This window comes from Shewanella submarina, from assembly GCF_042646185.1.
In the GTDB taxonomy this organism is placed as follows: Bacteria; Pseudomonadota; Gammaproteobacteria; order Enterobacterales; family Shewanellaceae; genus Shewanella; species Shewanella corallii.
The window spans coordinates 418639-439589 of sequence record NZ_JBHRTD010000018.1 but is presented as its reverse complement, the minus strand read 5'-3'; the positions used below and the strand labels follow the sequence as shown (position 1 = coordinate 439589).

The 20951-nt window shown below is 49.1% G+C and carries 19 protein-coding genes; 11 read left to right on the top strand and 8 right to left on the bottom strand.

Annotation, left to right across the window (positions count from 1 at the left end):
- The first annotated feature begins 13 nt into the window (after positions 1-13).
- The 6 genes from gluQRS (at position 14) to ACFOE0_RS18925 (ending at position 5380) form a co-directional block, all read left to right on the top strand.
- Positions 14-895, top strand: coding sequence for a tRNA glutamyl-Q(34) synthetase GluQRS (gluQRS, locus tag ACFOE0_RS18950; RefSeq protein WP_248934753.1), 882 nt, complete (start codon positions 14-16; stop codon positions 893-895).
- A gap of 68 nt (positions 896-963) precedes the next feature.
- Complete coding sequence (gene pcnB, locus ACFOE0_RS18945; protein WP_380712789.1) at positions 964-2412, top strand: polynucleotide adenylyltransferase PcnB; 1449 nt, start codon at positions 964-966, stop codon at positions 2410-2412.
- The gene (gene folK / locus ACFOE0_RS18940; RefSeq protein WP_248934163.1) at positions 2412-2888 is read left to right on the top strand and encodes a 2-amino-4-hydroxy-6-hydroxymethyldihydropteridine diphosphokinase; all 477 of its coding nucleotides are present in this window, start codon (positions 2412-2414) and stop codon (positions 2886-2888) included. The genes pcnB and folK overlap by 1 nt, the downstream gene beginning before the upstream one ends.
- 103 nt (positions 2889-2991) lie before the next feature.
- Complete coding sequence (panB, locus tag ACFOE0_RS18935) at positions 2992-3786, top strand: 3-methyl-2-oxobutanoate hydroxymethyltransferase (RefSeq protein WP_248934162.1); 795 nt, start codon at positions 2992-2994, stop codon at positions 3784-3786.
- A 9-nt stretch (positions 3787-3795) separates the two neighbouring features.
- Entirely contained in the window at positions 3796-4641 is an 846-nt protein-coding gene (gene panC, locus ACFOE0_RS18930; protein ID WP_248934161.1) for a pantoate--beta-alanine ligase, read from the top strand.
- A gap of 226 nt (positions 4642-4867) precedes the next feature.
- On the top strand, positions 4868-5380 hold the full coding sequence (locus tag ACFOE0_RS18925) for a DUF4124 domain-containing protein (protein WP_380712552.1): 513 nt from the start codon (positions 4868-4870) through the stop codon (positions 5378-5380).
- Between the two features lie 66 nt (positions 5381-5446).
- Here ACFOE0_RS18925 and ACFOE0_RS18920 read toward each other — a convergent pair whose 3' ends face one another.
- From ACFOE0_RS18920 to ACFOE0_RS18895, 6 genes are all read right to left on the bottom strand, one after another.
- The gene (locus ACFOE0_RS18920) at positions 5447-6217 is read right to left on the bottom strand and encodes an ABC transporter permease (RefSeq protein WP_248934751.1); all 771 of its coding nucleotides are present in this window, start codon (positions 6215-6217) and stop codon (positions 5447-5449) included.
- Positions 6218-6219: 2 nt separating this feature from the next.
- Complete coding sequence (locus ACFOE0_RS18915; protein WP_248934159.1) at positions 6220-7155, bottom strand: ABC transporter ATP-binding protein; 936 nt, start codon at positions 7153-7155, stop codon at positions 6220-6222.
- A 78-nt stretch (positions 7156-7233) separates the two neighbouring features.
- Complete coding sequence (gene hpt, locus ACFOE0_RS18910) at positions 7234-7764, bottom strand: hypoxanthine phosphoribosyltransferase (RefSeq protein WP_248934158.1); 531 nt, start codon at positions 7762-7764, stop codon at positions 7234-7236.
- Between the two features lie 7 nt (positions 7765-7771).
- The gene (locus ACFOE0_RS18905) at positions 7772-8440 is read right to left on the bottom strand and encodes a flavin prenyltransferase UbiX (protein WP_248934157.1); all 669 of its coding nucleotides are present in this window, start codon (positions 8438-8440) and stop codon (positions 7772-7774) included.
- Positions 8440-9810, bottom strand: coding sequence for a UDP-N-acetylmuramate:L-alanyl-gamma-D-glutamyl-meso-diaminopimelate ligase (gene mpl, locus ACFOE0_RS18900; protein WP_248934156.1), 1371 nt, complete (start codon positions 9808-9810; stop codon positions 8440-8442). Before mpl ends, ACFOE0_RS18905 begins: the two co-directional genes overlap by 1 nt.
- Positions 9811-9917: 107 nt before the next feature.
- Complete coding sequence (locus ACFOE0_RS18895; RefSeq protein ID WP_248934155.1) at positions 9918-11774, bottom strand: hypothetical protein; 1857 nt, start codon at positions 11772-11774, stop codon at positions 9918-9920.
- 820 nt (positions 11775-12594) lie between these two features.
- Here ACFOE0_RS18895 and ACFOE0_RS18890 point away from each other — a divergent pair.
- Positions 12595-12942 carry a hypothetical protein gene (locus ACFOE0_RS18890; RefSeq protein ID WP_248934154.1) on the top strand — a complete coding sequence of 116 codons (348 nt, stop codon included), beginning with the start codon at positions 12595-12597 and terminating at the stop codon, positions 12940-12942.
- A gap of 35 nt (positions 12943-12977) precedes the next feature.
- On the opposite strand, the gene ACFOE0_RS18885 is transcribed toward ACFOE0_RS18890, so the two are convergent.
- A complete protein-coding gene (locus tag ACFOE0_RS18885; RefSeq protein ID WP_248934153.1) occupies positions 12978-14255 on the bottom strand; it encodes an O-acetylhomoserine aminocarboxypropyltransferase/cysteine synthase family protein in 1278 nt (425 codons plus the stop codon).
- Between the two features lie 290 nt (positions 14256-14545).
- Between ACFOE0_RS18885 and ACFOE0_RS18880 the strand changes: the two genes are divergently transcribed.
- The 4 genes from ACFOE0_RS18880 (at position 14546) to ACFOE0_RS18865 (ending at position 18295) form a co-directional block, all read left to right on the top strand.
- Positions 14546-15796 (top strand): serine hydrolase domain-containing protein, encoded by a 1251-nt coding sequence (locus ACFOE0_RS18880; RefSeq protein ID WP_248934152.1) that lies wholly within the window; start codon positions 14546-14548, stop codon positions 15794-15796.
- 32 nt (positions 15797-15828) lie between these two features.
- Positions 15829-16521 (top strand): response regulator transcription factor, encoded by a 693-nt coding sequence (locus tag ACFOE0_RS18875; protein WP_248934151.1) that lies wholly within the window; start codon positions 15829-15831, stop codon positions 16519-16521.
- Between the two features lie 8 nt (positions 16522-16529).
- The gene (locus ACFOE0_RS18870; protein WP_248934150.1) at positions 16530-17762 is read left to right on the top strand and encodes a sensor histidine kinase; all 1233 of its coding nucleotides are present in this window, start codon (positions 16530-16532) and stop codon (positions 17760-17762) included.
- 89 nt (positions 17763-17851) lie between these two features.
- A complete protein-coding gene (locus ACFOE0_RS18865) occupies positions 17852-18295 on the top strand; it encodes a hypothetical protein (RefSeq protein ID WP_248934149.1) in 444 nt (147 codons plus the stop codon).
- A 1766-nt stretch (positions 18296-20061) separates the two neighbouring features.
- Here ACFOE0_RS18865 and ACFOE0_RS18860 read toward each other — a convergent pair.
- A complete protein-coding gene (locus tag ACFOE0_RS18860; protein WP_248934148.1) occupies positions 20062-20946 on the bottom strand; it encodes a YjjW family glycine radical enzyme activase in 885 nt (294 codons plus the stop codon).
- Between the last annotated feature and the right edge of the window lie 5 nt (positions 20947-20951).

The window sequence follows — 20951 nt, the reverse complement described above, 5'->3', positions numbered from 1 at the left end:
GGTTGAGCAGCATATTTTGAATAACACGTCCTATGTCGGCCGTTTCGCGCCGTCCCCCTCAGGCTCGCTTCATTTTGGTTCACTGGTTGCCGCTTTAGGCAGCTATCTGCGTGCGCGCTCGCAAAATGGTCAGTGGCTGCTCCGGGTCGAAGATATAGATCCCCCCAGAGAAGTCCCTGGTGCCGCCCATGATATTCTCTATACACTCGAGCGTTTTGGTCTGGAGTGGGATGGCAGTGTACTGTATCAAAGCCAGAGACTGGACGCCTATGAAGCCTATCTACAGCATTTGTTGGCAGACGAGCAGGCCTATTATTGTCAGTGCACCCGTAAACAGATTAAAGCTATGGGTGGCACCTATGATGGTCGCTGTGGCCGACTGATTGAGCCGCTTAACCAAGGGGCTATTCGTATCCGTAATCAAGCCGCTGTTGCCCGCTTCGACGACCAGCTGATGGGTGAAGTGACGACAGACCAGGCCTTTGCCAGTGAAGATTTTATTATCAAGCGCAGTGATGGTTTATACGCGTATCAACTGGCTGTGGTGATGGATGATGCCTTTCAGGGCATAACAGAAGTGGTGCGGGGCGCGGATTTGCTGGAAGCCACGGTCAGACAAATCAGTCTGTATCAACAGTTTGGATTGCAGCAGCCGACCTGGTTACACCTGCCACTGGCCAGTCTGGAACCTGGGTTTAAGCTGTCAAAACAAAACCACGCTACACCTGTTGATCCCAAATCGCCTCAGAAAGCACTGCAGGCAGCATTAGCCTTTTTGGGGCAACAACCGGTAGCAATAGAGTCAGATGTCAGACTTATGCTGGCGCAGGCTGTATCCCAATTCGACCTGAGCAACTTACCAAGGCAGCGTGAAATTCTGCTGAATCCGGACTGACGCGCGCCTGCCAGTGCATATACTCATCCTGCGGCATTTGGTATAGAATAGCCGCCAGATTTTAACCTATTACAGTTATCGTTCCGAGGTGTCCCATTTTTCGCCGTATCAGCCAATTCTGTAAGCAACTGTTTGAAGACGCGCAGAGTAAAAACAATCCTGATCTGGAGACCCTGGACTCAGGCCTGACTCTGGAGATTATTCCACGCAGCGCGCACAACATTTCCCGTCGACAGATTAGCGAGAATGCCCTGAAGGTTCTGTACCGACTGCACAAGTCCGGCTACAAGGCCTACCTGGTGGGTGGCGGCGTGCGGGATCTCCTGCTGGGCCTGGAACCTAAAGACTTCGACGTAGTCACCAATGCGACGCCGGAAGAGATTAAAAAGCTGTTCCGTAACTGTCGTCTGGTAGGCCGCAGATTCCGTCTGGCGCACATTGTGTTTGGTCGTGACGTTATCGAAGTTGCCACCTTCCGTGGTCACCACGAACAGGGCAATGAGAAGACCTCCAAGGCCAATGCCTCGGGTCGCCTGTTGCGTGATAACGTCTATGGTTCGATTGATGAAGATGCTGAACGCCGCGACTTTACCGTTAACGCGCTTTATTACGACATCAGTGATTACAGTATCCGTAGCTATGGCGGTGGTCTGCAGGACCTGAATGCCGGTGTGTTGCGTCTGATTGGCGATCCGGAAAAACGCTACCGTGAAGATCCCGTCCGTATGCTGCGGGCCGTGCGCTTTGCCACCAAGCTGGATATGCAACTGGATGAAGCCACAGCAGCGCCAATCCGTGATCTGGCCCATCTACTGAGCGATATTCCCGCTGCGCGTATGTATGAAGAAGTACTCAAGCTGTTCTTCTCAGGAAAAGGCGAAGCCAACTACCATATGATGCAGGACTTTGGCTTGTTCAGGCCTTTGTTCCCACTGCTGCACAACGGCATCAAAGAAAACCCGAAAGGTTCTCTGGCCCGTATGGTACAGATGGTGATGAGCAACACAGACGCCCGCGTGCAACAGGATAAGCCTGTGACTCCGGCCTTCTTCTACGCCGCTCTGTTGTGGTATCCACTGCGTACCCGCGCCGAAGAGATCGCCCATGAAAGCGGACTGAACCTGTATGATGCCAGCTTTGCGGCCATGGGTGATGTACTGGAAGACCAGTGTCGCACCATCAGCATTCCCCGTCGTTTTACTGCGCCTGCCCGTGATATCTGGCAGATGCAGCTGAGATTCGACCGCAGCCAAAATACCCGTGCATTCAAGTTGCAGGAGAGCCCCAAGTTCCGTGCGGCCTATGACCTCTTGTTATTGCGTGGCGAAGCTGAAGGTGGCAACATCGCCAAGAGTGCCAACTGGTGGCAATCCTTTGTTGGCGCGGATGACGAGCTGAAATCCACTCTGGCCAAGTCCGGTGGTAAGGCGCCACGTCGCCGCAACCGCAATCCCCGCCGTCGCCGCCGTCCTGCCGGCGACAGCAATGGCGAAAACAGCAAGCCTCAGGCAAATTAATGACCAGAGTCTTTATCGCACTGGGCGCTAATCTCGACAGCCCTGAGCAACAGTTAAACAGCGCCTGTGAGGCGCTGTTTGCATTGGCAAAGCCGGATACCTTTGCAGTCTCTTCTTATTACCGCTCTGCACCTATGGGCGAAGTAGACCAGCCTGACTATGTCAACGCTGTGGCCTCACTGGAAACTGACCTTGAACCACTGACACTGCTGGATGAACTGCAGCGCATCGAGCTGGAGCAGGGACGGCAAAGACTGGTTCGCTGGGGCCCAAGAACTCTGGATCTGGATCTCCTGCTGTATGGCGATGCCATCATTGAGGTGCCAAGACTGACTGTGCCCCATTACGGTATGAAGGAGCGCTCCTTTGTGCTGGTGCCGCTGGCTGAACTGGTACCTGATCTCATCCTGCCCTGCGGCACCCCACTGCAACATTTACTCACCCCTGCCCTGCAATCTGAGCTGGTTCAACTCTGACCAATACACAGGCTGTAATCATCAGCCTGTGACGGACAGACGTTGAACTTAATGCCAAGTTCACTTATAACTGCCTCTCCTGACAGATTTATAAGTACCCGTTATGTCAAAAGTAACCAGCTCAACTCTGATTAAGTTCAAACAGGAAGGCCGCAAGTTCACGGCCCTGACCGCCTACGACGCCAGCTTTGCCGGAGCGTTCGACCAGGAAGGCATTGATGTACTGCTGGTCGGTGACTCACTGGGTATGGTACTGCAGGGTCACAGCGACACCTTGCCGGTCACTGTCGAAGATATTGCCTATCACACCCGCTGTGTACACAGAGGTATCGAACGCGCTCTGCTTATCGCGGATATGCCCTTTATGAGCTATGCCACTGCTGAGCAGACCATGATAAATGCCACCAAGCTGATGCAGGCTGGTGCCAATATGGTCAAACTGGAAGGTGGTGAATGGCTGCTGGAAAGCGTAAAAATGCTGACCCAGCGCGGTATTCCTGTATGTGCCCACCTTGGCCTGACTCCTCAGTCTGTGCATGTCTTTGGGGGCTTTAAGGTTCAGGGACGCGATGCCGACAATGCCCAGCGTATTATCAATGATGCCAAGGCGTTGGAAGCCGCAGGTGCCCAGCTACTGGTGGTGGAGTGTATTCCTGCTGCGCTGGCCAGGACCATCTCTGAGACCCTGACTATCCCGGTTATCGGTATTGGTGCCGGTAAAGATACCGATGGCCAGATCCTGGTGATGCATGATGTGCTGGGTATCTCCAGCGGCTACATCCCTCGCTTTTCGAAAAACTATCTTAAGCAAACCGGTGAGATACGCGGGGCCGTTAAAGCCTATATTGAAGAAGTTGTCGAAGGACGCTTCCCTGCAGAAAAACACACTTTTAACTAAGAGTCTTGCATGATTACCAGTGCCAATATCGCTGAAATCCGAGCCCAGATTAAAACCTGGCGTCAACGTGGTGAAACCATCGCCTTTGTCCCCACTATGGGCAATCTGCATCAGGGCCATATCACTCTGGTTAAAGAGGCCGTTCAACGTGCCGACCATGTAGTGGCCTCTATCTTTGTCAATCCGATGCAATTTGGTCAGGGGGAAGATCTGGATGCCTATCCAAGAACCCTGATTGAAGATCAGAAGGCGCTGACTGAAGCCGGTTGTGAGCTGCTGTTCACCCCGACTCCGGACATTATGTACCCCAAGGGCCTGGCTGAGCAGACTTTTGTTGAAGTGCCTGAAATCAGCGACCAGCTGTGTGGCGAAACCCGCCCCGGTCACTTCCGCGGTGTAGCCACAGTCGTGTGTAAGTTGTTCAACCTGGTACAACCGGATATTGCCCTGTTCGGCAAGAAGGATTTTCAGCAACTCCTGGTCATCCGCACCATGGTAGAAGATCTGTCTATGCCAATCGAAATTATCGGTGTGGATACAGTCCGTGAAGCCAGTGGTTTGGCGATGAGCTCGCGCAACGGTTACCTGACCGCAGAAGAGAAAGCCATTGCCCCGGCCCTGAAACGCACTCTGGATAAACTGGCAGCCTATGTGCAGGCTGGCGATACCCCGGAAACAGCGACTGAAAAGGCCCTGCAACAACTACAATTGGCTGGCTTGAAGCCAGATTATATTTCAGTGCGCAACGCCCTTAATCTGGCGCAGCCCCGGAGCCAGGATAAGCATTTGGTGATACTGGCGGCGGCCTATCTGGGTAAGGCCCGCCTGATCGATAACCTGGAGTTCAGTCGCTGATACGGGTAACTCGAATCCATTGATACCAAAAGGCCGCCTGTTTCGCGGTCTTTTTTTATATCCGTCGTTTTTTTGAACTAAAGTCAAAGAACTGGCATTCGTTTGCAGCTCGGGTACAATGTTAAATTGTTGCTAAAATCTTTGGTGATTTTACTCAAGGGTCAAATGGATACGCTTGGCCGTAAATGCAGTTCCACCCAGGGCTCATCGATAAGGATATTGTTTGATGGTACTTCGTATTACTTTATTATCAGTATTACTGCTCCCGTGGGCAGCTTACGGTAATTCCGTATACAAGTGCATGCGCGATGATAAAGTGATCTTCAGCCAGACAGCCTGCCCCTCAGAATACCGCCAGCACAGAATTGAGTACGAACTGGGTATCACCACTGAAATAGATTCAGATAAACGGGTTGCCCCCAAAGATCACCTCCGCGAACTGCTAAGCAATCAGTCTCTCTCCAGTGAAAAGCTGCGGAAATTATTGGATGCTGAAATCTATCGACTACAGCAGGAAAACAGCTACTTTCAGATTCTGCAGGCAAGTGAAATCAAAAAGCTTGAACGCAAACGCTACTGGCAAAAGAAAGGTCAGGATGACCCTGATTATCTGAAAGAGAGGACGATGATCGATGAGCATTTTAAGCAGCTGACCTTGCTTAATAACAGCACCATAGAACTGCTGGAGCAGCACAAGCAGAAGCTCAGTCTGACGTCCGAACAGGCAATGAACGAGTAATCATTAAAAAATTCAATTAAAAAGGAGCGCATGGCGCTCCTTTTTACTGTCTGCTGTTTTGGAAAGTTAGCTTCTCAAGCCAATACCACGGGAAACCAGATAGTAGGCCAGGCTCCACAGAGCTACGCAGAAGGCAATCATAATGCCAATGGATAAAGGTACGCTCATATCGGCAATACCCAGGAAACCATAGCGGAACACGTTAATCATGTAGACCACAGGATTCAGCGCCGACACCCCCTGCCAGAAGCCGGGCAATAGCGACAGGGAGTAAAACACCCCACCCAGGTAAGTCAGCGGCGTCAGCACAAAAGTAGGAATGATGCTGATATCGTCAAAGCTCTTGGCAAATACCGCATTAATCAGGCCGCCCAAAGAGAAGAGAATCGAGGTCAGCAGGACGGTCAGGGCCACCAGCCCAACATGTTGCACGCTGATCTCCACAAAAAACATGGCTACCAGAGTCACAATCAGGCCGACACACAGGCCCCGGGCAACACCACCAAACACATAACCGGCAATCATCACATAGTGAGGCACAGGGGCCACCATCAGCTCTTCCAGGTTACGCTGGAACTTGGCGCTGTAGAAAGATGAAGCCACGTTGGAGTAGGAGTTGGTAATCACCGACATCATAATCAGGCCCGGCGCGATAAACTCCATATAGGACACACCACCCATCTCACCAATACGGCTGCCCACCAGATTACCGAAGATCAGGAAGTAGAGTGTCATGGTGATTGCTGGTGGCACCAGAGTCTGCACCCAGATACGGGTGAAACGGGTGATCTCTTTTATCAAAATCGCTTTAAAGGCCGTGAAATACAGCTTGGTCATATTCATGGCTTTTGCTCCTCCTTGACCTTTTCAACCAGTGACACAAACAGCTCTTCCAGACGGTTGGCTTTGTTACGCATGGACATCACTTCAATGCCCAAACCGGACAACTGAGAAAACACCGAGTTAAGGTTGAAATCCTTGGCAATTTCAATCTCAAGGCAATGGGTGTCGGTCAGGGTACAACGCACATCTTCCAGCGCGGGAGCCTGAGTCAAAGGCTGACGCAGATCCAGAATAAAGGTCTCCACATTCAGCTGACTCAGCAGATGCTTCATAGAGGTGCACTCGATCAGCTGGCCTTTGTCGATAATGCCGATATTGCGGCACAACATCTCGGCCTCTTCCAGATAATGAGTGGTCAGGATAATGGTGACCCCTTCCTTGTTGAGGTTCTTCAAAAACTCCCACATGGAGCGGCGCAGTTCGATATCCACACCTGCCGTAGGCTCATCCAGGATCAACAATTTGGGCTCATGCATCAGGGCACGGGCGATCATCAGACGCCGCTTCATACCGCCCGACAGCTGACGGGACTGGCTGTCACGCTTGTCCCACAGATCCAGCTCTTTGAGGTACTTTTCAGCACGCTGCAGCGCCAGGGGGCGAGGCACACCATAGTAACCAGCCTGGTTCACCACAATCTGCAGCACAGTCTCAAACTGGTTAAAGTTGAACTCCTGAGGTACCAGGCCAATACATAGCTTGGCCAGCTCCAGCTCTTTATCAATACAGTGACCAAATACGGAAACCTGACCACTGCTTTTTTGCACCAGAGAGCTGATGACGCCAATAGTCGTGGACTTGCCAGCACCATTTGGGCCCAGCAAAGCGAAAAAGTCTCCCTGCTCGACGGTCAGGCTGATACCTTTGACGGCCTCAACACCGCCCTTATAGGTCTTCCTCAGGTTATCAATCACCAATGCGCGATTTGTCATTACTCTTCCTGTGGTTTTGCTTCGCTAAAATAAAAACTCCCGCTGTTGCGGGAGTTTATTTATACACTTGCTGCCGGATTAATCCAGTGGAACAACCTTGGCAATATATGGCAGGTTGCGATAGCGCTCAGCATAGTCGATACCATAACCCACGATAAACTCGTCAGGGATGGTAAAACCAACGAAATCTACGTGCACATCCACTTCGCGACGCTCAGGCTTGTCCAGCAGAGTACAGAGCGCCAGGCTCTTTGGTTCGCGCAGCATCAGCATCTCGCGGATTTTGGCCAGAGTGTTACCTGAGTCGATCAGGTCTTCGACGATCAGCACGTCACGGCCGTTGATATCAGATTGAACATCCTTGAGGATCTTCACATCACGTGAGCTGGTCATGGCATTGCCATAACTGGACACGGCCATAAAGTCGATTTCCACATGACCATGGATACGACGGCACAGATCAGCCATGAATACGGCGGAACCTTTCAGCAGGCCAACCATCAGCAGACGCTCGCTGTCTTTGTAGTGGGCGTTGATTCTCTCTGCCAGCTCATCCAGCTTTGCATCGATCTCATTAACGGAGATCATCTCTTCAATGGTGTGTTTCATATCAGTCTCAGTTGTCGTCGCTGGCGGGCTGTCTGGTAGCCCCATATCCCCAACGATCGGTTAATCTGTGTTCAACACCCAAATGGTCAAGAATTCGGGCGACCACGAAGTCTACCAGATCCTGCACCGTTTGGGGATGGTGATAGAAACCCGGTGAAGCGGGCATTACCACGGCTCCCAACTGAGTCAACTTAAGCATATGCTCCAGGTGAATAGCGCTGAATGGCATTTCCCTTGGCACAAGAAGAAGTTGGCCACGTTCTTTGAGTACTACATCAGCTGCCCGCTCCAACAAATTGTTGCTCATACCTGTGGCAACAGCCGCCAATGTACCGGTTGAACAAGGGCAGATCACCATCTGTTTGGGCGCGGCACTGCCGGAAGCCGGCGGCGAAAACCACTCTTCTTTACTGAGTACCACAAGGTCGCCAGTCACGTTCCCGGAGGATTGAGCGATACGGACCAATAGCTGTTCACGAGCTTTTTCCGGCTGACTGGAAAGCTTCAGCCCCTCTTCCGTTGCCAGCACCACCCGGGCGGCACTGGAGATCATCAGATACACCCGGTATCCATCGGCCAGCAGACACTCAAGCAGCTTAAGGCCGTAGGGCGCACCGGATGCCCCTGTCCAGCCCAGGCTGATACTCTTGTCTTTATAAGATGCGCTCTGACTCATTAAGATTCCTTATCTGCCAGTGCCTGCAGCAACTTGCCATGGACGCCGCCAAAACCGCCATTACTCATTACCACAATATGCTCACCAAGCTGGCTGTCATCGACCGCGGCTTTAACCAGAGCCTCCAGGTCGTCAAACACGGTGACCGGCACAGATGCGTTCGCCATGCTGGAAGCCAGATCCCACTCCACCTTGTCGCCCTGAAACAGCAATGCTCTGTCAGCCAGCTTCATTGATGCTGCCAGGGTCTCTTTATGTACGCCGCGCTTCATGGTGTTGGATCTCGGTTCCAGTACCACAGTAATTTTATTGTCGCCCACTTTGGCACGCATCGCCTGCAGTGTGGTGGCAATTGCCGTTGGGTGATGGGCAAAGTCATCGTATACGGTCACGCCTGCTACACAGCCCAGGGTTTCCAGCCTGCGTTTGGGCTGAACGAAACGGGTTAACGCGTCAATGGCAGCAGCCGGTGCGACACCCACATGGCGGGCAGCTGCAATAGCCATTAAGGCGTTCTCCATATTATGGCGGCCAATCAGCTCCCAGTTGAGGATGCCCTGACTTGTACCATCGAGGAAGACTTCAAACTCATGGCCATCTTCGGCTATCGCCTTAATAAACCAGCCTTTGTCTGCCAGATTAGCGTTAAGCGTGTCCTGTTCACTCCAGCAGCCCATCTCAATCACTTCACGCACGGCTTGGGTCTGAGCAGGCCAAATCACCTTACCTTCCCCCGGCACAGTGCGGATCACATGGTTAAACTGGCGCTGAATAGCTTTCAGGTCATCAAAGATATCCGCGTGATCAAACTCCAGGTTATTGATCACAAGAGTACGCGGGTGGTAATGCACAAACTTGGAGCGCTTGTCGAAGAAGGCGCTGTCGTATTCATCAGCTTCTACGACAAAGAAGTCAGTACCGCCCAGACGGGCAGACACACCGAAGTTCTGCGGCACGCCGCCGATCAGAAAACCCGGCTGATAGCCGCAATCTTCCAGAATCCAGGCCAGCATACTCGAGGTTGAAGTCTTGCCATGGGTACCTGCTACCGCCAGCACCCATTTGCCTGGCAGGATATGGTCCGCCAGAAACTGAGGGCCCGAGGTGTACCTCATGCCCTTGTTCAATACCGCCTCCACACAGGGATTGCCACGACTCATGGCATTACCAATCACCACCAGATCCGGGTTGCTGTCGAGCTGCGACGGGGCAAAACCCTGGATCAGCTCGATACCCTGCTCTTCCAGCTGGGTGCTCATAGGCGGATACACATTGGCATCCGAGCCGGTGACCCTGTGTCCCATCTCCCGGGCCAACAAGGCCAGGCCGCCCATAAAAGTGCCACAGATCCCCAGAATATGTACGTGCATGCGCTCGCTCTTTAAGTCAGAAAAATCAGCACCATTGTACCTTTGGGCTATGGCAGTACAAGGCCTGTCTTGACCTGTGATTCCTTCAAACAGCGGGGCTCACGTTTTCACTGGTCACATGTCACAGAAAAATATTCGGGAACCTCGGTCAAAGTCAGTCTGGGATATGCCGTAATTAGCCTTTGGTACAGCTCAGGTTTCAACTGCTGCATCTGATATAGCGCTCGTTTATGGTGAGGTCTTACAGGAATTCCCAATAAATCGACCTCCTTCAGAAGCTTAACTGACGATACCTCAAGGTCTTTCATTAAGTAGCTATACTTTTGATAGTTCTTAATTAAAAAGAACAAAGGATCAACTTCATCTTCTGACCAACTCTGGTTTTGATGGTTATCAGTTAAATATTTGTAGATATTGATTCGCCCACTCTGACTGGCTGAAAGTATTGCATTTTTAACTGCGTTTTGTGTCCAATCCAGTTCTTTCGCCCAAGAAATCCAAGATTTATCGTCCATAACTGTAATAACAAAGTGCATAAACTCCGCATCGGGCTTATATCCCTTTTGAATAATCCAGTTTAGGATATCTTCATCATCAATATTAGAAAGGCCAGAAAGTTTAGTGCTTAGCCCTAGCAATACTAAAGTCCGAGAAGCAGGAGTCTCCAATTCCCCCATAATACTGTGAATAGGAATATCATCCAATTTTTTGGCTTTAGTTAAAGCATAACGATATTTTGAGATTACATGAATACTATCCGTTTTGAAACCTTCTACAATCGCATTTATCTGAGATGCTTCACAATATTTTAACTCCGGTGAATCAAGAATTGAAGCCACAACTAAATCATTATTATCCGCATCAATTTCGAGATAATTATAATCTTTACTTTCAAACCAACCATGTAAATCATCACAACGCTCTTTTATTGATTTTTCGTCAGCCAACAAATTATCAAAAACGAAAGAGTCATTACTGACAGGGAAATCATACTCTCTATAATCAATAACAGGAAAGGTAATATCTAAACGTTTAAGAGCTGCCAGTGAACTATTTACCTCACTAGCACCAGTGTCATCATCAAGTTCAAGAACCAATGGTTCTCCTGATGTTATCAAACCGAGCAATTGAATAAATGCGTGGGAAGATTTACTCTTCGATGTCACGGAAAAACCCAAGGATAAAAGCGTTAACTCTTTTATATTTGAGTCAAAAACATTAGATGAATTTATAAGTTCAGGGAAGTTATTAAAAATGCCATTAGCGACGTCCCATCGCTGAAAAGTCAATGAGTCTTCAATTAAATAGCCGAGGGGACTTAGTTCCTGCGAAGTTAACCAATTAAATGGTCCGGTATAACTTTCTATATCAGAAATGGTATATTCCAACATATAAGGATAAGATTTCACGTCTTTTTTCAATATTGGTATTTCAGACTCCCAAAATGATTCAAGCGCGGACTCAATATTATAAAAGTTTAAGCTTCCGTTACTGATAGCGGTAGTCTCATCCATTATAGTCCGTAATAACTCTCGTCCATGGTACGTTTTCTCTAGATATACTTGATACTCCAATAATTCAGCACTGGCAGTAGCAAAATGATAAAATGATTTTGCAGTTTTGAAATCTACCATCGCAAAGGTATTTGCAATGGTAAGGGGGCTATCTCCTGACTGATAAGACTCCCACATATGTTTAATGAGTTTACGACGATGCTTAGATATCAAGATATCTTCATCCTCATAGAAGTGTATACACTCATCAGGTTCAACACCCAGAACGATAATATTGTCCTCTGAAGAATTATCGTTATTCAGGATGCTTTGAGCATTGACGACATCATGTTTATACATACCGCCACTATGCTCGACCGACTTCCCCCTGTCATGCATCACAATTACAAAAACAGCAATCACCAAACATAATACTGATAACGTAGCGCAATAAAAAAATTTCTTACTCATCTATCATCCTTGATTTAATTAAATCACCCAACCATCAATAACCTGGGCCTCCCTTGATTGGTACAAACATAATAGATTTAGTCGCTAAAATAAAGGCTTTCAAAAAAACACCTGGCTCTGCCGGTTAATCCAATCATCAAGGTTATCATGATTTCACTAAAATAAGCGATAACAACAGAATATTTGACCAATCAGACACAGTCTAGGCAACACTAAATATACATGGAAGCATCGTAATGTAGAATCTGAGATAATATTTAAGGTCATATAGAGCAAAAGACAGGCTGATAATATCTACATTTTATATCTGTATGGGCAGATTCATTAAACACTTTATACATTTATTTACTAGCGATCTGATATCTGACCACTGGCGATATAACTCCTGAAGCCTTAGAATCTCGTGACGAACAACATCATAATTTAATACCATTTCTTTTACATAGAAACTTTTAAACTCTTAAAAATCGATATGAAGGCGAAGATCTATTTTCACATAGGGAATTAGATTATTGATTTATACAGACTCTATTTTTTAAAAGCAATATCTTCGCCATCAGAGCTCAAGTATTCTTAGGTGGAAGGAAGCGTGTCATTCATACATAAGCAATCAAATATAAAAATGACACACTCACAAACAACAACAGTATTCCAATAATTTTATTTTTTCAACTGCCCTTAGTTCCATACTTCAACACCTGTGCTAAAACTTACAAACAAAACGCGCTACTTCAAACTCTCCCCAAAGCCTAAAGCATCAAAAATTTCTATTATCCAATACGTGTATAGCACTGTAGGATGGAAACACGAACATCATGCAATGATCGAGACTATGACCGAGCAGCAACTGGACGCGATACTCAAGGCTCTGAAAAAACACTACCCCAATGGCCAGGGCGTGATCAGCCTGTCGATGGAAACAGGGATAGAGCAGAGCGAGCTGAGAAAATACCTGAAAGCCAATCCCGACTATTTTATCCGCCGCGGCAGCGAAGATAGATATCTTCTCAATCGTTTCGGTCCCTTTCAGGGCGAAACTCAGGCAATCCTGGACCATTACCAACAGATGCAGCAGCGACCGAGTAAATCATCCAACTTCCTGTTTTGGTTATTTGCCAGCGCCCTGTTTATTTTGTTTGTAAATTTAATGAATAAAACGCCCGGCTAAACCGGGCGTTATCGATTCAATAAACTCAAACTGGGTTAAGCAGTCGCCTTTTCAATCGCCTGAGATACATCAGCGATAATGTCGTCGATATGTTCAATCCCTACAGAGATACGAATAAGATCTTCGCTGACTCCGGCACTGGCCAGCTCCTGATTATTCAACTGTCTGTGGGTAGTAGTCGCTGGGTGGCAAGCCAGTGATTTGGCATCTCCGATATTCACCAACCTTAAAATCATCTGCAGAGCATCGATAAACCGACCACCGGCCTCCAGGCCACCTTTGATACCAAAACTGATAATGCCTGAGGCTTTACCGCCGCAGATTTTGTCGCAGTTTGCCTTGTAGGGGCTTCTTTCCAGCGCGCCATAATTCACCCAGTTGACTGCAGGGTGCCCCTCAAGGTATGCCGCCAAGGCTTCGGCATTGCTGCAGTGTCGCTCCATTCTCAGGCTCAGGGTTTCCAACCCCTGCAGCAGCAGGAAAGCGCTTTGCGGAGACAGTGCCGAACCGGTATTCCGAAGTGGTACTACCCGGCAGCGACCAATAAAGGCCGCTGGCCCAAAGGCCTCGGTATACACCACACCATGATAGGAAGGATCCGGCGTATTAAGCACTGGAAATCTGTCTTTATTGGCCACCCAGTCGAACTTACCTGAGTCGATAATTATGCCGCCTATAGTGGTACCGTGACCGCCGATGTATTTAGTCAGAGAGTGAATAACAATATCGGCACCATGCTCAAACGGCTTACACAGCACAGGTGTCGCAACCGTGTTATCGACTATCAGGGGAACACCATGCTTGTGGGCGATCTCGGCCAGCTTCTGGATATCCACAATATTGCCTGCAGGGTTACCGATTGACTCACAAAACAGCGCCTTGGTCTTATCGTCGATATGGGCTTCCAGACCGGCGTAATCATCAAAAGCCGCCATTCGAACTTCCACACCCTGACGCGGCAGGGTGTGGGCAAACAAGTTGTAAGTACCACCGTAAAGTTGACTGGTGCTGACAATATTGTCCCCCACTTCCACCAGAGCCTGAATCGCATAGGTAATCGCCGCCATACCTGATGCTACGGCCAACGCTCCAATGCCACCTTCGATTGCAGCCAAGCGCTGCTCCAGCACATCAGTCGTGGGGTTCATAATGCGGGTGTAGATATTGCCCGGCACCTTGAGATCAAATAGATCCGCACCATGCTGAGTGTCATCAAAGGTATAGGAAGTGGTTTGGTAAATAGGCACGGCAGCAGCCTTGGTGGTCGCTTCCGATTGATAACCATGGTGCAGTGCCAGTGATTCCAGTTTCATGATTCGGCTCCTTGAATGTGGGCAATATTTACGCAGCGGATTCAAGTTAGCAACTAGACGTCTGGAAGTCTAGATGTTTTATTCATTCTGATGCCAAGGAATGCTCTGGTTTACTGGTAGCGGCAATCGCCTTGCCACCAATGTTTGATTTTAGGGGAGGAAGCCCAATTGCCCCCACCGTTATTTAGCCAAGCTTCTTTGCCAAACCTGACAATATATCCCGGCGTTTACATTGAATTTACCTGACATAAGTAAATTGGTGGCAAGCACTCACATCAAAGGACACCAATATGAAACTGCCGGGATTACTGGTTATCACCAGCCTGATAGCATTGCTGATATCACCATTGGGTTTGACGGCCCACGCCAGTGCCATCAATCAATTCAATCACGCGTTCGCAGGCATGCTGGAAAGCCATCAATTGCCAGGGGCTGTGGTTCATGTCAAACACAAAGGCAAGCTCATTGTGCATCAGGCTATCGGCGTCAGAAATCTCGATGCCCCCATGCCCATCCGAACAGATGACATTTTCAGAATTTACTCCATGACCAAACCGGTCACGGCAGTGGCCTTACTGCAGCTTGTAGATCAAGGCAAAGTAGATTTGGATGCTGATATTCGCCGTTACCTGCCTGGTTTTGAGCCATTTGAATTCGATGGCCAGCCCCAGATTGTGACCGTCCACCATTTACTCAGTCATACCGCTGGCTTTGGCTACGGAGGCGGCCTGAAAAGCTGGATAGATATTCGTTATCTGCTGGCCAATCCTCTATCAAGAAATAACTCACTGGATGATCTGGTGGACGACCTGTCCGGCATTGAGCTTAAGTTTGCTCCCGGCAGCCGCTTTGAATACAGCATCGCCAGTGATATCCAGGGCGCCATAATTGAAGCGGTCACCAATCAACCTCTGGATCAATACTTTGAAGAGCACATATTTGGCCCGCTGCAAATGAGTAATACCGGCTTTGCCGTTCCTGCCGCGGCGAAACACAGGTTAGTCGATATGTATGAGTATGATGCCAGCACCTTTGAGCAAGCACTGACCTTCAACAAAGAGGACATTCTATTTGTGGAAACCGGCAGTGAGTCTGAGTATCTGAGCAAACCCACACTTATCTCAGCTGGCGGCGGGCTGGTATCCACCGCACAGGACTACGCCAACTTTGTCGGCATGCTGTTAAACGGCGGCGAATTCAATGGTAAGCGGATACTCTCAAATGAGTTACTTACCAAAATGTTGTCTTCTCACACTCAGGGACTGGATACCCATTTTTTGCCCCGTATCTATGAGAATGTCGGTTTCGGCTATGGATTGGCCGTAGAGCAAGCACAACATGGCCTCCGTCCCCAAGGTAGCTTCTTCTGGGCCGGTATGGGCGGAACCCTGTTTTGGGGCGATCCCCACAACGACCTGCAGGTAGTGGTAATGTTTCAGGTGGAAGACGGCTGGATCGCCTTGGAGAAGTGGCTTCTTCCAGAGATTTACAAGCTGATTCAGGATGATAAGTTAAACGCAGCCATTAATAATGGTCACTGACATCCCGTCCGGCTCATCGATAAGGACAACGCATGGCCAATATCTTAATTGTCGAAGATGACATCGACATCGCCCAGGGCATTGCCGAATATCTGGAGGCAAAAGGCCATCTGCTGGACTTTGCCTATAACGGCAAACAGGCGATGGCCCTGCTATCAGATAACCACTATGAGTTGGTGTTATTGGACTTAAACCTGCCCTTTATCGATGGCCTGGATGTATGTCGCTCGCTGCTAACCGAGCAGCTCACCACAATGCCGGTGATCATTATGTCTGCCCGGACCCAGGAAAAGGACATACTGGCAGGCTTCGACTGCGGTGCCTGGGACTATCTCACCAAACCATTTTCCTTTGCCGAATTATCCGCTCGGGTTGGCGTTTGTCTGGCCAAGTCCGCCAGTACCAGTCAGATCCACAACAATATTGAAGTTGGCGAGGCCTGCCTCAATTGCGACAACCTCTCCTTCGAGTATGCCGGTACCACACTGCAACTGCATCAGCTAGGATTCGATTTACTGAAACTCCTGATGAACAAGTCGCCTGCCACAGTAAAAACCGCTGATATTCACAAAGAACTGTGGCCACAAGAGACACCGGACAGCGATCCACTACGCGCCCATATCTACAAGCTGCGCAAACAACTCAAAACCACATTTGGCCAGGAGTTTATCGCTACCATCCGCGGCGTGGGCTATCGATTCCAGCTTGAGCAACCGCAGGATTAAGGACCCAGATGAACAGCCTGTTCAATTGGCGCGTGAGCCGCCCGACACTCTCCAGACGATTGACACTGAGCCTGTCAGTGCTGACATTCAGCATCATAACCCTGTTTAGCGGTGCAACCTTGCTTATCACCTATTCATTTGAAGATGTCCTGTTTAACGAGAGACTCAAACAAGCGCATATTCAGATACTTAATGGCGAGAGTCTGCCTTATAACATCTCTCTGGTGGATGATCTCGGTGAACGAGCTCCGGATTTGGTACAGCAGATACTGTTTTTGGAGTTGGGCAGAGATAAAGCTCAGGGGGAGTTCAGTTTTGCTGGCAAGCACTATCACTATCTGGTGACGAAGCAAGGCACGATAGTTTACGACACTTCAGATGTGACCATTATTCAGCGGGCTCTGGAGGATATATTGCTGATCCTTGGCGCCTTGCTTATTCCCTCCATACTGCTGACCTTATGGGTAGCCAGGCTCACGGCGCGCCATGCATTGAAACCCTTCAACCAACTCAGTCAGCTATTTTTGACTACTGATCAAGCTAACCAACTCAGTGAAGATAAGCTGCACGCAATCAAGGAAGCAGATGTGAGAGAGATAGCCCAACAGCTTCATGATGCCTTGCAGCAAAAGTCACAACTGCTGGAGCAGCAGATGACCTTTAATCAGGGCATGGCCCACGAGCTGCGAACCCCACTGCAGGTGATGCAGAACTCGTTGGAACTGATGCAGCAAAGCCAACCTGAACTCAAATCGGCCCCGGCCTTGTTACGGCTGCAAAAGGCCATTAACCGAATGCACAGGCTAAGTGTTGGCCTGTTGTGGATCACCTCAGGGCAAACTTTTGAAGGTCGTATCAATACGCAAACCAGCATCCAAGCCATACTGACCGAACTCCAGCCATTGGCGGATGCCCATAGCATCGCCATCCAGCTCCACCCAGAGGAGGAGCTCTGGCTGCAAATGCCTGAGGAGGTACTGGAGCTGATTGTGGTCAATCTGTTTAATAATGTCATCAGTCATGGCAGCCACAGTGACGCCCTAAGCCTGTGGGATATCAACATCCGCAGCAACGGTCTGGTGTTCAGCAATCCCTATGGCGATAGCGCAGCCGCAGCTCAGACTCAGGGCCACTTTGGTTTAGGACTGCCCCTGGTCGGTAAACTGTCAGAGCGCTTTGGATACCGCGTATCGACACAAAGCAAACAGGGCCAGTATGTCACCCAAATCACGCTATGCTGATCCGGATTTACATTGAGTTTACCTCCCCCAGACTAATCTGGTGTTAACCCATTCAAGTCGTTAACCAGATAACAAACCAGGGGAATTACATGAAAAAATTCGGCATAACCGGCATAGGTATACTCTTCTTTGTCTATGGACTGTTTCGTCTCGGCATCAGCAGCCTGTTGCTGCTACAAGCCTTTGAGCTGATTAACTATACAGGCCTTGAAGCAGCCCTGAGTGATGTCCATAGGTTTCTGACAGCCGAACAGGACAAAGCGTTATTCCCACTCACCTCAAACCAATACCTTTTTTATCTATGGCTGATGGGCGCACTCCTTATCACAGGTGGCATTGGCTGCTTACTCAGAAAGCATGTTGGCGTCTATTCGCTGTACACCTTTCTGGGGCTTTATGTTGCCCTGTTTGTTAACTTTCAAACCATCAACCCCAAGATCATGCATCTCATTGTGTGCGCCCTGCTGCTGGCTATCTATCATTGGCTCAGGCACGGAGAAGAAGAGGTAAAGCTCGTCTCCCCCAACAATTGATACGTAGCGTTAATTGACCAAGCTGAACTTCGTTCACTCTGATACCACAGAATCATCTGGCCTGTTTAATGTAGGGGATGGATGTGGCATTCAGTTACCACTGTCCTGTTTTGATAGGCAAGCTTTGCTTACCGGAAGATTGTGGGTTTCCGTTCCCACAGTTGCCGTGAGCTGTTTTTAGCCAAGCTTTGCTTGGCCGAAGTCGTGGAGCAAATACATCCTTGTACAACAGCCTGTTCGCCTTCCATGGCTCTCGCTCGTAAGCACATTTGCCGTAGGCAAATACTCGCCAACCCACACCCGACCAAGAGGGGAACAACAGCTTCAAACAACATCCCTGTTTAACGGCCAGCTCACCATCCTTGGTTCGCGCTCATAAGCCCGCTTGCTACAGGCAAGCATTCGCCCTTTGGATCTCCCTTGCCGCCCCAACCGAAGTTGTTATCCATCGTAAAATGACTTCAATTACGCAAACGCCGCCGATTCGCCGAAGGACATCCATGCCCTTCACTCCCAGCTCGGCTATCCTGCCTCGCGCTCGTGAGCTTATCGCTTCGCGATACTCGCCCATGGCTCAGCGGCGTCTGCTCTGTCATCCATGACAGAGCTTGCTATTGAAGCCATTTCCCTCCGGCAACTCAGGACGGGGATTGGTGTATCCCTCATACTCTAAGTTGCCCTAAGTCACTTCCACGAGCCGGTTACCCCGTTAAATCAGAGAGAATAGAAGTGCCTCCTGTTACCAATAAACCATCGATTATTCAGGTTGTTAGTGGTAACGTTTGTCCAATAGGCGTGACTGATAGCGCGAGATAACGAGACGTCTCGATTTCCCGGTAAAGTTATCGATCCATAGAGATTTTTAGTAGCAGATTTTTGTGAATAAAACGGATCGATAGCGTAGTCGCGCAAAAATGGATAAACAGGCGTTCTCGTTATTAAAATGTTAGGTACAAATGGAAATTTCGGCATTAGAGGCATCTACTTCAACTTATTTCATAGTTGCAATTGTCTATGAGCTAACTCTTCGTAAAGAACTTCAATCAAAGCCCGACATTGTTTCGAGTCTTACATACTTTACATTTGGCTTCATTTTTAAACCGATGATTAAAATTATGGGATTTAGGTTTTGGGGTTACAGCAAAAGATTAAATGCTGTCGGCACAATATTTTCTTCAGTACATTATATTTTACTAATACAGATTTATTTAAACGCATTAAATTCAGGCGGTTAAGTTACAACTTGCACCTAGCAAGCCAATCAATCGGGAAGGCTAAAGCATGGCTCGGTTTCGCTTCGCGACACAGTATAGCCATGCATTTATCAGCCCCTTATTTGGGGCGTTATATCCCCACAAGTCCTAAGTAACTAGATGTCCCCAAATTGATTGCACATTGGCTGAGGATTACACCCTGTCCCCGTCTGAAGTTGCCGGAGGGAAATGGCTTCAATAGCAAGTCCCGTCATGGATGACGGGTCAGACACCGTTGAGACAGGGATGTGGAATCGGTGTCGATTGCGTACATTGAAGTCATTTTACGATGGGTGACAACTTCGGTTGGGGCGGCAAGGGAGATGCAAGAGGGAATTGCTGTTGATCCCCTCTTGCCCGGGTGTGGGCTGGAAGCCCGCGACTTTGCTATCGCCTGTAAGGCGATTTCCTTGCCAATCAACAGGCACATGTGGTGTTGGAAACCCACGACGTTCTACCAAGCGAAGCTTGGTCAATCCCTGCCAAAGGCAGATTGGTGCACCGCACCAAGAGCTAGGTATAAACCCCTGGCAACGACATTGGCCGCCGGACATACTGATAAAGCAGGCTGTGGAAGTACTCGATATCTGACTTTGAACATTTGGACCACTCCAGCGCCTCCCCCACAACACCATGGTGCTGAAAGGCATTCAGTCTGATATTCACAGACTCAGGTAAACCGGCAAGAAACTCTCCTACCGCTGCAACTTCGATATCCAAATCACTCTTGCCCGGAATATGCAGTAGCCGGACTTCGTGGAGTTTCCCCAAATCCGCAAGGTACTTGATGCTGGCAAGTACCCTGTGATTCCCCCGGCCCACCAGCCACTGATGAGTCTCAGATTGCCAGGATTTCAAATCAATCATGGCACCATCGAGCCAGGGCGCGACTTTATCCCAGCCGGTCACTGGCAGCTCGCCGTTACTGTCGATAAAACAGGTCAGGTGACTGAGTTCAGCATCCGCTTTGATGGCACTGAATAGCGCTATGATGAAAGGCAATTGCAGGGTGGCCTCACCGCCGGAGACAGTGATCCCACTTAAAAAGAAGTGGTGTTTGCGGATCAGTGCCAGCAGATCGCTGACACTGATCTCGCTGATCTTTGGGTTGGATTGATGCGGGCAAACATCAAGGCAAAGATCACACTGGGTACAGAGACTACTCACCCACGTCACCTTGTTTTCATTGGTGTCTTTGGTCATCTGCAAGGCACCTGTGGGACAGTGAGAAACACAGTCGCCACAGTGGTTGCAGTGATTAATGGTGTGTGGGTTATGGCAGCTGATGCAATTGAAATTACAGCCCTGCAGGAAGATCACCATACGGTTGCCCGGACCATCCACACAGGAGAAGTTCAGAATACGACTGACTTTTGCTGTTCTTTCAAGTGGTTTCACTGCCG

Coding starts and splice junctions, on each gene's coding strand:
- panB (WP_248934162.1), top strand. CDS start 2,992: ATGTCAAAAGTAACCAGCTCAACTCTGATTAAGTTCAAACAGGAAGGC.
- ACFOE0_RS18890 (WP_248934154.1), top strand. CDS start 12,595: ATGATCGAGACTATGACCGAGCAGCAACTGGACGCGATACTCAAGGCT.
- ACFOE0_RS18905 (WP_248934157.1), bottom strand. CDS start 8,440: ATGAGTCAGAGCGCATCTTATAAAGACAAGAGTATCAGCCTGGGCTGG.
- panC (WP_248934161.1), top strand. CDS start 3,796: ATGATTACCAGTGCCAATATCGCTGAAATCCGAGCCCAGATTAAAACC.
- folK (WP_248934163.1), top strand. CDS start 2,412: ATGACCAGAGTCTTTATCGCACTGGGCGCTAATCTCGACAGCCCTGAG.
- ACFOE0_RS18885 (WP_248934153.1), bottom strand. CDS start 14,255: ATGAAACTGGAATCACTGGCACTGCACCATGGTTATCAATCGGAAGCG.
- ACFOE0_RS18915 (WP_248934159.1), bottom strand. CDS start 7,155: ATGACAAATCGCGCATTGGTGATTGATAACCTGAGGAAGACCTATAAG.
- ACFOE0_RS18870 (WP_248934150.1), top strand. CDS start 16,530: ATGAACAGCCTGTTCAATTGGCGCGTGAGCCGCCCGACACTCTCCAGA.
- ACFOE0_RS18875 (WP_248934151.1), top strand. CDS start 15,829: ATGGCCAATATCTTAATTGTCGAAGATGACATCGACATCGCCCAGGGC.
- ACFOE0_RS18895 (WP_248934155.1), bottom strand. CDS start 11,774: ATGAGTAAGAAATTTTTTTATTGCGCTACGTTATCAGTATTATGTTTG.
- ACFOE0_RS18865 (WP_248934149.1), top strand. CDS start 17,852: ATGAAAAAATTCGGCATAACCGGCATAGGTATACTCTTCTTTGTCTAT.
- ACFOE0_RS18925 (WP_380712552.1), top strand. CDS start 4,868: ATGGTACTTCGTATTACTTTATTATCAGTATTACTGCTCCCGTGGGCA.
- mpl (WP_248934156.1), bottom strand. CDS start 9,810: ATGCACGTACATATTCTGGGGATCTGTGGCACTTTTATGGGCGGCCTG.
- hpt (WP_248934158.1), bottom strand. CDS start 7,764: ATGAAACACACCATTGAAGAGATGATCTCCGTTAATGAGATCGATGCA.
- ACFOE0_RS18920 (WP_248934751.1), bottom strand. CDS start 6,217: ATGACCAAGCTGTATTTCACGGCCTTTAAAGCGATTTTGATAAAAGAG.
- ACFOE0_RS18880 (WP_248934152.1), top strand. CDS start 14,546: ATGAAACTGCCGGGATTACTGGTTATCACCAGCCTGATAGCATTGCTG.